Here is a 12,375-nt window from a genome sequence, read left to right on the forward strand (position 1 = left end):
CGATTCCTTATTTCAGCGGCGAGTTTTTACGCTCAATGCTGTAGCGCTCAAGTTCTTTGTACGGCACGACTTTGCTCTTCTTCTTACGCACATCGACCACGGTCATCCGGTCGGTACAGGAGTAGCACGGGTCGAGGCTGCCGATAATCAGCGGCGCATCGGAGACGGTGTTGCCGCGCAGCATATAGCGCAGCGTCGGCCAGTTGGCGTAGGTCGCCGCACGACAGCGCCAGCGGTAAAGCTTTTGGTTGTCGCCGGTCATGCTCCAGTGGATATCATCGCCACGCGGCGCTTCGGCAAAGCCGAGCGCAAAACGGTGCGGAATATAGGTAAAGCCTTCCACCATCAGCGGGCCGCCCGGCAGATTATCCAGACCGAAATCGATCATATTCAGCGAGGTGTAAACTTCGTTGATACGAACTTTCAGACGAGAAATCACATCGCAGCCCTGCTCGCTATGTACTTCCATCGGCAGCAGACCGTAACCGACAAACGGGTGGTCGGCGCGGGTGTCGCGGGCGTGACCGCTGGCGCGCACCATCGGGCCGACATTACTGAAGTCGCGGGCAATTTCCGGGTCCAGACGGCCGATACCCACGGTACGCTGTTCCATATTCGGCGTGCTCAGCAGCATGTCCACCAGCTCCTGCACGTCACGACGCATCTGCTGCGCCAGTTGACGGGTCTGGATCATGTCCTCTTTGAGCAGATCGCGGCGAATCCCGCCGATCAGGTTCAGACCGTAAGTTTTGCGCGCCCCGGTAAGGATCTCCGCCATCTTCATGGAGGTTTCACGCACGCGGAAGAACTGCATAAAGCCGGAGTCAAAGCCGGTAAAGTGGCAGGCGAGGCCTAGGTTCAGCAGGTGCGAGTGCAGGCGTTCCACTTCCAGCAGAATGGCGCGGATCATCTGCGCACGCTCCGGCACCTGAATGCCCATCGCGTTTTCCACGGAAGTGGTGTAGGCAGTGCTGTGCGCGAAACCGCAGATACCACACACGCGATCCGACAGGAAGGTGACTTCGTTATAACCCATGCGGGTTTCCGCCAGTTTTTCCATACCACGGTGGACGTAGAACAGGCGGTAGTCGGCGTCGATAATGTTTTCGCCATCGACGAACAGACGGAAGTGGCCCGGTTCATCGGAAGTAACATGCAGCGGGCCAATCGGCACCACGTTATTTTTCTTGTCACCCAGCTCGTTAACGAACTCGTAGGTTTCCGCATCGGTGGTCGGCGCCGGGCGCTGACGATAATCCATACTGTCTTTACGCAGCGGATAGAGTTCATCCGGCCAGTCGTCCGGCAGCACCAGACGGCGCTCGTCCGGCAGACCGACCGGGATTAAACCGTACATGTCGCGTACTTCGCGCTCACCCCACACGGCAGCCGGCACGCGCGGCGTAACGGATGGGAATTCCAGCTTATGGGCATCCACTTCAACGCGAACGGTAATCCAGCACTTCGTGCCCTGCTCCATCGACAGTACGTAATAAACGGCATAGTGGCCGCACAACTGGCGTTCGTCATTACCGAACAGCACCGACAGCCACCCACCCTGCTGGTAGTAAAGAAACTCCACCACTTCCGGCAGATAGTTTACTTTCACCGTAATAGTCAGCTGATCTTTGGTCTGCCAGGCTTCGTCCAGCACGACGCCCGGAAACGCCTGGTGCAGCGCCGCAAGGTATTGTTGACCTAATTTTTCTTCAGACATGCTCAAACTCTCTTAAATCACGCCGCCAGCAAGGAGACGAAGGCTAAAAACGCAAACCCAAAACCGGCCCAGGTCACGCGTGAAGTGGCGCAAAAACGCAGTCGCGCCATGCTGTTTTCAAACAGGGCGATCACCAGTACGCCGACAATCAGCTTGACGACGGCAATCACCAGCGCCAGCAACAGTCCGCCTGCGCTGAAGGTTTCCATCTGTCCCCACGGCAAAAACACGCCGACGAACATTTGCAGCACCACCAGTTGCTTAAGGCTGATGCCCCATTTCAGCACCGCAAAGCCGCTACCGCTGTATTCGGTCAACGGCCCTTCCTGCAACTCCTGCTCCGCTTCCGCCAGGTCGAACGGCAGCTTGCCCATTTCGATAAAGGTGGCGAAGGCGCAGGCGCACAGCGCCAGAATCAGCGGAATACTGCGCGCGACAGGCCAGTGATAAATGGTATCGGCGATATTGCTGATATGAGTTGAACCCGCCACCTGCGCGGCGACCCACAGACCCAGCAGCAGAATCGGCTCCACCAGCACGCCGAGCATCGCTTCACGGCTGGCGCCGATCGCGGTGAACGGACTGCCGGTATCCAGGCCTGCAATAGAGAAGAAGAAGCGCGCGATGGCGAACAGGTAAATCAGGGTGATTAAATCACCCAGTTGCGGCAACGGAGATCCAACGGTGACGACCGGCAGCGCGGTGGCGATAGTCAGCATCACGCCGACCATCACAAACGGCGTCAGGCGAAAAACCCAGCCGGAATCCGCGGGCGCAATACTCTGACGACCGAGCAGTTTGATAATGTCGCGGTACTCCTGCAACACGCCCGGCCCACGGCGATTGTGTAGACGGGCGCGCGCCACGCGAGTAATACCGGACAGCAATGGCGCAACGGCAAATAGCACCAGCGCCTGAATTAACGGATAAAACACACTCATTTTCAGGCTCCTCGTGAAACCACAATCACCACCAGCACCGCCAGCTCAATCAGCGCCAGACGACGGAACAGCACCGCGGCCGCCGCGTTCTGCCAGCCCGGAATCAACGATACCGGGTTGAGCCATTTACGCAGTTTGAGTACCGGGGCAAAGGCCTCTTTCACCGGCATGGCGAAACCGTGCGCGGTAATCACCATCGACTGCTCATGGTCGTAGCCGCACACCCAGGCCGCGCCGCGAGAACGCGACGGCAGACGGTTGCCTTTGAACATCGCCATAATGATGAACGGCAGTAGCGGACAGGCGACCAACAGCAGCGTGATCATCGGCTGCGATACGGTGGTGTGCGCGGTTTCCAGCGGCAACGGTACCGCAGTGGAAATCATCGGCAGCAGCCACGGCGCGGCAACCCCGCCCAGTACGCAGCAAATCGCCAATGCCACCACGCTGACGCCCATCAGGATCGGCGCGCAGCTGGCATTTTCAGCTTCCTTCGTGCGCGGCGCGCCAAGGAACGTCACGCCATACACTTTCGCCATACACATCACCGCCAGCGCGCCGGTAATCGCCAGGCCAACCGCCAGCAGCGGTCCTAACAGACGACCAACAAATGCGCCGCTGTTGCCCAGTTTGAAGAAGGACTGGTAAATCACCCACTCGCCGGCAAAGCCGTTCAGCGGCGGCAGCGCAGCCATCGCCATCAGACCGACCAGCATGGCGATAGAAATAACCGGCATCCGTTTACCAATACCGCCCAGTTTTTCGATATCGCGATGACCGGTACGGAACCAGATGCTGCCCGCGCCCAGAAACAGCACGCTTTTGAACAGGCTATGGTTCAGCAGGTGATAGAGCCCGCCGGTCAGACCCAGCGCGATCAGTACCGGCTGATTGAGAGCAATCCCGGTAACGCCTGCGCCCAGACCGAGCAAAATGATGCCGATATTTTCCAGCGTGTGATAGGCCAGCAGGCGCTGAATGTTATGCTCCATCAGCGCGTACAGACCGCCGACAAAGGCGGTGATCATCCCAAGCACCAACAGCGCCACGCCCCACCACAGCGGCGCATTGCCGCCAAGCAGAGATAGCGTGAGAATGCCCAGCAGCCCGATTTTCATCACCACGGTCGAGAACAGCGCGGCGGCGGGAGCGCTGGCGTTGGCGTGCGCCTGCGGCACCCAACCGTGTAGCGGGATAATCCCGGCCAGCAGACCAAAGCCGATAACGCCGAGCAGCCAGATATCGGAGCCCAGCGGCAGTTGCTGAGCACGTTGATCCAGCAGCCCCAGATCCAGCGTGCCGTAGCGCTGCCACACCAACCAGCAGGCGATTGCCAGCAGCAGCGTACCGAGACGGCCCAGCGCAAACCACAGTTTGCCCTCTTTGCTACCGCCGGTGAGGAACACGGCGCAGAGCGCCATGATTTCCGCCATCACCACCATCGTCCCCAGATTACTGGCGACCACGGCGCAGACGGCTGCCGCCATCAGCAGGTTGATCAATAGTCCGTTGGCTTTTACCTGTGGATGGCGATGCCAGTCGATATTGAACAGGCTGACGAACAGACCGCACAGCCCCAGCGTAATCAGCCAGATAGCATTCAGCGGCGTTATTTGCAGCATGTGACCGGTAAACGGCATCACGCCGCTCACCGTAACGGCGCTGGTCAGTGCGGTGAACCCCGCGCCAGCCGTACACAGGCTGCCGACCGCGCCGCCGATACCGGCAATCCAGCCGCTCAGCGCTTTATGAAACGAAAACAGAAACGCCAGAACGGCGGCGGCGGCAAACCACGCGACGCCGCTAGTAATCAGTGAAAGTGAACTCATTATGCATCCCCACTCTGAGCCTGCTGAAACAAGGTGAGATCGCCAAAATCGGTATTAAACGTCAGCTCACGTTTACGTTTGCTGGCGCGGGCGATATCCGTGTTCTCCACCAGGTGTAGCGCTTTAGTCGGGCACATCCGCACACAGGCCGGGCCTTGCTCGTCAAAGCTGCACAGGTCGCATTTCACCGCGATAGCGCGTACGCCCGGCACCCAGTCGAGCAACGTACTGACGCGCGCAGGCGCTGGCGGCGCGGGCGGCGCTTTCGGCGTATTGGCGTTCGCTGGAATATGCAGCGGACGGCTGCCGGAAAACTCAATAGCGCCAAACGGACAGGCAATACCACACAGTTTGCAGCTCACGCACAGGCTTTCATTAAGCTGGACAGCGCCGTCAACGCGATTAATCGCGTTAACCGGGCATACCGTGGCGCATGGCGCATCTTCACAGTGGTGACAAAGCTGCGGCGCAGATTCTTTTTCATTCAGCATCACTTTCAGGCGCGGCATTGACTGCAGGCCATGCTGGCGATGCGTCTCTGAACAGGCGGCCTCACAGGTGTGGCAGCCGATACAGAGAGTGGAGTCAGCAATTACAAAACGATTCACCAGGCATTCCTCAGGTGATTGTCATTTTTGACGAAAACATGCCGTTGAAATGTCATTTTCGACACTTATCGACACGCCCATCCCCAAAACATTCATGACGTGGCGCAACGCCACATCGCGAATCAAAGCGGGCAACGCCTCAGGCTTATACCGCCGGGCTGTTTCCCTTTACCAATTGACGCAAATTAACCGGCGAGTTGGTTTCTACAGCGGTATAGAGGCTGTCGTAAACGCTGGCGATTTTTTCCAGATAGTGCTCCAGCACCTGCTCGCGATCGCGGTTGTTAACCCGTTCGTCAACCTTGCCGTCGATATCGAGCTGCGCCTGTGCAATCAATTGTTTATCTTCGCCATCTTTGGTTTCAACGTAGTACTCAATGGTGTGGCTGTTAAAACCATCCGCCAACGCGACGTAAATACGAAAGTGCTCAAACAGGACAAAGCAAAGATCCCTTTCCGGCGCGCAGCTCATTGCGTGATGCAGGCGCGCTTTCGAGAGGGTGATCCCCTGAACCAGCGAGTTGCAGTAAATATGCCACTGGTCCTGTAGGCGACGATGCCGTTGCGCGATGTAATCGGCCTTTTCGCTTATTTCCCAAATAGTCATGTCAGGTTACCCGTTTAACAGAGATGCCTGCGTTAAGCATTTTCCATGCCAATTTTTAACTTATTGTTTTTAATGGCAGACGAGCGCAGTTACTGCCGTTTCGACGCGGTGACGACATGTCATTTCGTCATCGTCGACATTAACCTGCCAGGGGATAAAAATATTGGCATAAATATTGCTTTACAGGGGCAACCACTACGGGAGGCGATATGCACGAAATCACCCTCTGCCAACGGGCACTGGAATTGATTGAACAACAGGCTTCAGCATACGGTGCAAAACGTGTGACAGCCGTCTGGATCAAAATTGGCGCATTTTCTTGCGTGGAAACCAGCGCTCTTTCCTTTTGTTTTGATCTGGTATGCCGCGGCACGATAGCAGAAGGTTGTAAACTGCACCTCGAAGAACAGGAAGCCGAATGCTGGTGTGAGCATTGTCAACAATATGTCACGTTGTTAACCCACCGTGTACGTCGTTGTCCGCAATGTCATAGCGATACACTGCGAATTGTGGCCGATGACGGCTTACAAATTCGGCGCATAGAGATTGATGAAACTGAAGATTAATGCCGGATAGACGCTCGCGTCGCCATCCGGCAGAAAGCCTGTAACAAGAAAAAGATCAGGAGTAAGCGATGTGTACGACTTGCGGTTGCGCTGAAGGCAACCTTTATATAGAAGGCGATGAACATAATCCGCACTCAGCGTTTCGTAGCGCGCCCTTTGCCCCAGCGGCTCGCCCGGCGCTGAATATTACCGGCATTAAAACGCCTGACTTTGCCCCAAGTCAGACCGCAGAAGGCGATCTGCATTACGGCCACGGCGAAGCCGGAACCCACGCGCCTGGTATGAGTCAGCGGCGGATGCTGGAGGTTGAAATCGACGTGCTGGACAAAAATAATCGTCTGGCTGAGCGCAACCGCGCCCGTTTCGCCGCCCGCCAGCAACTGGTGCTCAACCTGGTGTCCAGCCCCGGGTCCGGTAAAACCACCCTGCTGACCGAAACGCTGATGAAATTGAAAGACCGTGTACCGTGCGCGGTGATTGAAGGCGACCAGCAGACAGTGAACGACGCCGCCCGCATCCGCGCTACCGGCACGCCCGCCATTCAGGTCAACACCGGTAAAGGCTGCCATCTTGACGCGCAAATGATCGCCGACGCCGCGCCGCGCCTGCCGCTGGATGACCGCGGTATTCTGTTTATCGAAAACGTCGGTAATCTTGTCTGCCCGGCCAGCTTCGATCTGGGCGAAAAGCATAAAGTCGCAGTGCTTTCCGTGACCGAAGGTGAAGATAAGCCGCTGAAATATCCCCATATGTTTGCCGCTGCGTCGCTCATGCTGCTCAATAAAGTCGATCTGCTGCCCTACCTCAATTTTGACGTTGAGAAGTGCATCGCCAGCGCGCGTGAAGTGAACCCGGAGATTGAAATTATCCTGATTTCCGCCACCAGCGGCGAAGGCATGGATCAGTGGCTGGCCTGGCTGGAGGCGCAGCGATGTGCATAGGCGTGCCGGGTCAAATCCGCGCCATTGACGGCAATCAGGCAAAAGTTGACGTCTGCGGCATTCAGCGCGACGTCGATCTCACATTAGTCGGCAGTTGTGATGAAAACGGTCAGCCGCGTCTGGGTCAGTGGGTGCTGGTTCATGTCGGATTCGCCATGAGCGTCATTAACGAAGCGGAAGCGCGCGACACGCTCGACGCGCTACAAAATATGTTTGATGTTGAGCCGGACGTCGGCGCACTGCTGTATGGTGAGGAGAGATAATGCGTTTTGTTGACGAGTACCGTGCGCCGGAACAGGTAATGCAGCTCATTGAACACCTGCGTGAACGCGCCGCCCTTCTTCCTTACACTGCCGAACGTCCGTTGCGCATTATGGAAGTCTGCGGGGGTCATACCCACGCAATTTTTAAATTTGGTCTCGATCAGTTACTGCCCGAAAACGTGGAATTTATTCACGGCCCCGGTTGTCCGGTCTGCGTGCTGCCGATGGGACGCATCGACAGTTGCGTGGAAATCGCCAGCCATCCGGAGGTGATTTTCTGCACCTTTGGCGATGCCATGCGCGTGCCGGGGAAACAGGGTTCTCTGTTGCAGGCTAAAGCGCGCGGCGCGGATGTCCGTATTGTTTACTCTCCGATGGACGCGCTGAAGCTGGCGCAGGATAACCCGACCCGCAAAGTGGTATTTTTCGGGCTGGGCTTTGAAACCACCATGCCGACCACCGCCATCACGCTACAGCAGGCAAAACAGCGTGACGTGCGAAACTTCTACTTTTTCTGCCAGCACATTACGCTGATCCCGACGCTGCGTAGCCTACTGGAGCAGCCGGACAACGGCATTGACGCCTTTCTTGCGCCAGGCCACGTCAGCATGGTCATCGGCACCGAGGCGTACCAGTTTATCGCCGCCGATTTTAATCGCCCGCTGGTGGTGGCTGGATTCGAACCGCTTGATCTACTGCAAGGCGTGGTCATGCTGGTTGAGCAGAAAATAGCGGCCCTAAGCCAGGTTGAAAACCAATACCGTCGCGTGGTGCCGGATGCCGGAAACATGCTGGCGCAGCAGGCCATCGCCGATGTGTTCTGCGTTAATGGCGATAGCGAGTGGCGCGGTCTGGGCGTGATTGAATCCTCCGGCGTCCACCTGACGCCAGAGTATCAGCGCTTTGACGCCGAAGCGCATTTCCGCCCAGCGCCACAACAGGTCTATGACGATCCGCGCGCCCGCTGCGGCGAAGTGCTGACCGGCAGATGCAAGCCGCATCAGTGCCCGCTATTTGGTAAAACATGTAATCCAGAGACCGCGTTCGGCGCGCTGATGGTCTCTTCCGAAGGCGCATGCGCCGCCTGGTATCAGTATCGTCAGCAGGAGTGTGAAGTTTGAACAATATACAACTCGCCCACGGCAGCGGCGGCCAGGCTATGCAACAGTTGATTAATAGCCTGTTTATGGAGGCCTTTGCCAACCCGTGGCTGGCGGAACAAGAAGATCAGGCGCGTCTGGAGCTGGCGCAGCTGACGGCGGAGGGCGACCGTCTGGCGTTTTCTACCGATAGCTATGTGATCGATCCGCTCTTTTTCCCCGGCGGCAATATCGGCAAACTGGCGATTTGCGGTACGGCGAACGACGTTGCGGTGAGCGGCGCGATCCCCCGCTATCTCTCCTGCGGCTTTATCCTTGAAGAAGGGCTGCCGATGGAGACGTTAAAAAGCGTGGTCAATAGCATGGCGGCGACCGCGCGGGAAGCGGGTATCGCCATTGTAACCGGCGACACCAAAGTTGTGCAGCGCGGCGCGGCGGATAAATTGTTTATCAACACTGCCGGCATGGGGGCGATTCCCGCCGATCTTCGCTGGGGCGCGCAAACGCTGAGCGTTGGCGATGTGCTGTTAGTCAGCGGTACGCTTGGCGATCACGGCGCCACTATCCTCAACCTGCGTGAGCAACTGGGACTGGATGGCGAGCTGGCGAGCGACTGCGCAGTATTAACGCCGCTAATTCAGACGCTGCGTCATATTGACGGAGTGAAGGCATTGCGTGACGCCACGCGCGGCGGCGTGAATGCGGTCGCCCATGAGTTTGCGGCGTCCTGCGGTTACGGTATTGAATTGTCCGAATCCGCACTGCCGCTCAAACCTGCCGTGCGCGGCGTCTGCGAGCTGTTGGGGCTGGATGCCCTGAACTTTGCCAACGAAGGAAAACTGGTGATTGCCGTTGAACGGCAGGCCGCAGATCGGGCGTTGGCGGCATTACGCGCGCATCCGCTGGGACGTGATGCGGCGCTGATTGGCGAAGTCGTGGAACGCAAAGGCGTTCGCTTAGCCGGACTCTATGGCGTGAAGCGAACCCTTGATTTGCCACACGCCGAACCATTACCTCGTATATGCTAGCAGCCTGTTGGCAGCATACTGTAGGCCGGATAAGACGCATTTGCGTCGACATCCGGCATTAACGCTGCATTAACGCCTGATGGCGCTTTGCTTATCAGGCCTACGGAGTGTGTGACCAGCGAGTTTGCGGTCAGCCATCCGGCAATAACTTACGACTTATACCTATAATTCATTTACCGTTTTCGCACCGTTTTGCGGTATTTTCCTGGAAAAGCAACATGTCGTATACACCCATGAGCGATCTTGGACAGCAAGGCTTGTTCGATATCACTCGTACCTTATTGCAGCAGCCCGATTTGGCGTCGCTCAGTGAAGCGCTTTCGCAACTGGTAAAGCGTTCAGCGCTCGCCGACAGCGCCGGCATTGTGCTATGGCAGGCGCAGTCGCAACGCGCACAATATTATGCGACGCGAGAAAATGGCCGTCCTGTTGAATATGAAGATGAAACCGTACTGGCGCACGGCCCGGTACGTCGCATCCTTTCTCGCCCCGATGCATTGCACTGTAATTTCCATGAGTTTACCGAAACCTGGCCGCAGCTTGCCGCGAGCGGCCTCTACCCTGAATTTGGTCATTACTGTCTGCTTCCTTTAGCCGCGGAGGGCCGTATTTTCGGCGGCTGCGAATTCATCCGTCAGGAAGATCGCCCCTGGAGTGAAAAGGAATATGACCGTCTGCATACGTTTACCCAAATTGTCGGCGTGGTCGCCGAGCAAATTCAAAACCGGGTAAACAATAATGTCGATTATGATCTGTTGTGCCGCGAACGCGATAACTTCCGTATTCTGGTTGCGATCACCAACGCCGTCCTGTCGCGTCTGGATATTGATGAGCTGGTAAGCGAAGTCGCAAAAGAGATCCACCACTATTTCAATATCGACGCAATCAGCATCGTGTTGCGCAGCCATCGCAAAAATAAGCTGAATATCTACTCCACCCACTACCTTGATGAGCATCATCCGGCGCACGAACAGAGCGAAGTCGACGAAGCCGGCACGCTCACGGAGCGCGTCTTTAAAAGTAAAGAGATGCTGCTTATCAACCTCAACGAACGCGATCCGCTTGCTCCCTACGAACGCATGCTGTTCGATACCTGGGGCAATCAGATCCAGACGCTTTGCCTGCTGCCGTTGATGTCCGGCAAGACGATGCTTGGCGTGCTCAAACTGGCCCAGTGCGAAGAAAAAGTGTTTACCACCGCCAACCTCAAGCTGCTGCGTCAGATTGCCGAACGGGTAGCCATTGCCGTGGATAATGCGCTGGCCTATCAGGAAATCCACCGTCTGAAGGAACGCCTGGTCGACGAAAATCTGGCGCTCACGGAGCAGCTTAATAACGTCGACAGCGAGTTTGGCGAGATCATCGGACGCAGCGAAGCGATGTACAACGTGCTAAAGCAGGTTGAGATGGTGGCGCAGAGCGACAGTACCGTACTGATTCTGGGCGAAACGGGAACCGGTAAAGAGTTGATTGCCCGCGCCATTCACAACCTGAGCGGACGTAGCGGGCGCAGGATGGTAAAGATGAACTGCGCCGCGATGCCGGCGGGGCTGCTGGAAAGCGATTTGTTTGGTCATGAGCGCGGCGCGTTTACCGGCGCCAGCGCGCAGCGGATTGGCCGTTTCGAGCTGGCGGATAAAAGCTCGCTGTTTCTGGATGAAGTGGGCGACATGCCGCTGGAGCTACAGCCTAAGCTGCTGCGCGTCCTTCAGGAGCAAGAGTTTGAACGTCTCGGCAGCAATAAACTGATCCAGACCGACGTGCGGCTGATCGCCGCGACTAACCGCGATCTGAAAAAAATGGTCGCCGATCGCGAATTCCGTAACGATCTCTACTATCGGCTGAATGTTTTTCCGATCCAGCTTCCTCCGTTACGCGAACGTCCGGAAGATATACCACTACTGGTCAAAGCATTCACCTTCAAAATCGCCCGCCGAATGGGGCGTAATATCGACAGCATTCCCGCCGAAACGCTGCGCACGCTCAGCAGCATGGAATGGCCGGGGAACGTTCGCGAGCTGGAGAATGTCGTCGAGCGCGCCGTGCTGCTGACGCGCGGCAATGTGCTACAACTGTCGCTGCCGGATATTACCGCCGTAACGCCCGATACCTCGCCTGTTGCGACTGAAAGCGCCAAAGAAGGCGAAGATGAATATCAGCTTATTATACGCGTGCTGAAAGAGACCAATGGCGTAGTGGCTGGACCAAAAGGCGCGGCGCAGCGTCTGGGGCTTAAACGAACCACCCTGCTGTCGCGTATGAAGCGATTGGGTATTGATAAAGACGCGTTAGCGTAACGGGTTGCCGGATCTGATCCGGCCTGGAGATGATGCGCGCCGTAGGCCTGGCGCTTCCCCTTCACTTCTTGCGCTGATATTTTTCCGGCAATTCCGGAACGGGGCGCTTATCGTCGATAAGGTGCCGCACGGTCAGGACAGGGTGTCGCCAAAGCATTCGCGGACCTGCCCAACGCATAATCTGCTTCATCTCCTCGCGTTTAGCCGGCTGATAGCAGTGCACCGGGCACTGCTTACAGGCGGGTTTTTCCTCGCCAAATACGCATTTATCAAGACGTTTTTGCGCGTAGGCGTACAGCGCCTCGTAATGCCCCTGCACCGCTGACGCCTGTGGGCACTGGCTTTCATACAGCGCGATCATTTTTTTGATCGTCAGTTTTTCACGAGCGATACGTTTACCAGGCATCGTGCTCTCTCCGAACATTAAGGTGTATTTATTTTACACCTTATCCCTCTTTAGCACTATCACTGCATATCG

12 protein-coding genes are annotated in these 12,375 nt (G+C 56.8%); 6 read left to right on the forward strand and 6 right to left on the reverse strand.

Annotated elements, in window-relative coordinates:
- Nucleotides 1-7: 7 nt before the first annotated feature.
- The 5 genes from hycE to hycA all read right to left on the reverse strand — a co-directional run bounded on the left by hycE (nt 8) and on the right by hycA (nt 5,702).
- The gene (hycE, locus tag ACLJQJ_RS10850; RefSeq protein ID WP_045342119.1) at nt 8-1,717 is read right to left on the reverse strand and encodes a formate hydrogenlyase subunit HycE; all 1,710 of its coding nucleotides are present in this window, start codon (nt 1,715-1,717) and stop codon (nt 8-10) included.
- A 17-nt stretch (nt 1,718-1,734) separates the two neighbouring features.
- Nucleotides 1,735-2,658, reverse strand: coding sequence for a respiratory chain complex I subunit 1 family protein (locus ACLJQJ_RS10855; protein WP_000110563.1), 924 nt, complete (start codon nt 2,656-2,658; stop codon nt 1,735-1,737).
- 2 nt (nt 2,659-2,660) lie between these two features.
- Nucleotides 2,661-4,487 (reverse strand): formate hydrogenlyase subunit 3, encoded by a 1,827-nt coding sequence (hycC, locus tag ACLJQJ_RS10860; RefSeq protein WP_000097040.1) that lies wholly within the window; start codon nt 4,485-4,487, stop codon nt 2,661-2,663.
- Nucleotides 4,487-5,095 (reverse strand): formate hydrogenlyase subunit HycB, encoded by a 609-nt coding sequence (hycB, locus tag ACLJQJ_RS10865; protein ID WP_001079164.1) that lies wholly within the window; start codon nt 5,093-5,095, stop codon nt 4,487-4,489. The genes hycC and hycB overlap by 1 nt, the downstream gene beginning before the upstream one ends.
- Before the next feature lie 145 nt (nt 5,096-5,240).
- Nucleotides 5,241-5,702, reverse strand: coding sequence for a formate hydrogenlyase regulator HycA (gene hycA / locus ACLJQJ_RS10870; protein WP_000158075.1), 462 nt, complete (start codon nt 5,700-5,702; stop codon nt 5,241-5,243).
- A gap of 209 nt (nt 5,703-5,911) precedes the next feature.
- Between hycA and hypA the strand changes: the two genes are divergently transcribed.
- The 6 genes from hypA to flhA all read left to right on the forward strand — a co-directional run bounded on the left by hypA (nt 5,912) and on the right by flhA (nt 11,897).
- Complete coding sequence (hypA, locus tag ACLJQJ_RS10875; protein ID WP_000544461.1) at nt 5,912-6,268, forward strand: hydrogenase maturation nickel metallochaperone HypA; 357 nt, start codon at nt 5,912-5,914, stop codon at nt 6,266-6,268.
- 68 nt (nt 6,269-6,336) lie between these two features.
- Nucleotides 6,337-7,209 carry a hydrogenase nickel incorporation protein HypB gene (gene hypB, locus ACLJQJ_RS10880; RefSeq protein ID WP_000337640.1) on the forward strand — a complete coding sequence of 291 codons (873 nt, stop codon included), beginning with the start codon at nt 6,337-6,339 and terminating at the stop codon, nt 7,207-7,209.
- Nucleotides 7,200-7,472, forward strand: coding sequence for a hydrogenase 3 maturation protein HypC (hypC, locus tag ACLJQJ_RS10885; protein WP_000334871.1), 273 nt, complete (start codon nt 7,200-7,202; stop codon nt 7,470-7,472). The genes hypB and hypC overlap by 10 nt, the downstream gene beginning before the upstream one ends.
- Nucleotides 7,472-8,593, forward strand: coding sequence for a hydrogenase formation protein HypD (hypD, locus tag ACLJQJ_RS10890; RefSeq protein ID WP_001212962.1), 1,122 nt, complete (start codon nt 7,472-7,474; stop codon nt 8,591-8,593). Before hypC ends, hypD begins: the two co-directional genes overlap by 1 nt.
- Nucleotides 8,590-9,600, forward strand: a complete 1,011-nt coding sequence (hypE, locus tag ACLJQJ_RS10895; protein WP_042948888.1) for a hydrogenase expression/formation protein HypE — start codon at nt 8,590-8,592, stop codon at nt 9,598-9,600. Before hypD ends, hypE begins: the two co-directional genes overlap by 4 nt.
- Before the next feature lie 218 nt (nt 9,601-9,818).
- Nucleotides 9,819-11,897 carry a formate hydrogenlyase transcriptional activator FlhA gene (flhA, locus tag ACLJQJ_RS10900; RefSeq protein WP_000122692.1) on the forward strand — a complete coding sequence of 693 codons (2,079 nt, stop codon included), beginning with the start codon at nt 9,819-9,821 and terminating at the stop codon, nt 11,895-11,897.
- Nucleotides 11,898-11,958: 61 nt separating this feature from the next.
- Here the strand turns inward: flhA and ACLJQJ_RS10905 are convergent, their stop codons facing one another.
- On the reverse strand, nt 11,959-12,303 hold the full coding sequence (locus tag ACLJQJ_RS10905) for a nitrous oxide-stimulated promoter family protein (RefSeq protein ID WP_063809070.1): 345 nt from the start codon (nt 12,301-12,303) through the stop codon (nt 11,959-11,961).
- Nucleotides 12,304-12,375: the final 72 nt, after the last annotated feature.

The sequence above is a fragment of the Salmonella sp. SAL04202 genome (genome assembly GCF_046550775.1).
Lineage (GTDB): Bacteria > Pseudomonadota > Gammaproteobacteria > Enterobacterales > Enterobacteriaceae > Salmonella > Salmonella enterica.

Excerpts from the sequence above, each read along its gene's own strand:
- hycE (WP_045342119.1), bottom strand. The coding sequence starts at position 1,717 with ATGTCTGAAGAAAAATTAGGTCAACAATACCTTGCGGCGCTGCACCAG.
- ACLJQJ_RS10855 (WP_000110563.1), bottom strand. The coding sequence starts at position 2,658 with ATGAGTGTGTTTTATCCGTTAATTCAGGCGCTGGTGCTATTTGCCGTT.
- hycC (WP_000097040.1), bottom strand. The coding sequence starts at position 4,487 with ATGAGTTCACTTTCACTGATTACTAGCGGCGTCGCGTGGTTTGCCGCC.
- hycA (WP_000158075.1), bottom strand. The coding sequence starts at position 5,702 with ATGACTATTTGGGAAATAAGCGAAAAGGCCGATTACATCGCGCAACGG.
- hypA (WP_000544461.1), top strand. The coding sequence starts at position 5,912 with ATGCACGAAATCACCCTCTGCCAACGGGCACTGGAATTGATTGAACAA.
- hypB (WP_000337640.1), top strand. The coding sequence starts at position 6,337 with ATGTGTACGACTTGCGGTTGCGCTGAAGGCAACCTTTATATAGAAGGC.
- hypC (WP_000334871.1), top strand. The coding sequence starts at position 7,200 with ATGTGCATAGGCGTGCCGGGTCAAATCCGCGCCATTGACGGCAATCAG.
- hypD (WP_001212962.1), top strand. The coding sequence starts at position 7,472 with ATGCGTTTTGTTGACGAGTACCGTGCGCCGGAACAGGTAATGCAGCTC.
- flhA (WP_000122692.1), top strand. The coding sequence starts at position 9,819 with ATGTCGTATACACCCATGAGCGATCTTGGACAGCAAGGCTTGTTCGAT.
- ACLJQJ_RS10905 (WP_063809070.1), bottom strand. The coding sequence starts at position 12,303 with ATGCCTGGTAAACGTATCGCTCGTGAAAAACTGACGATCAAAAAAATG.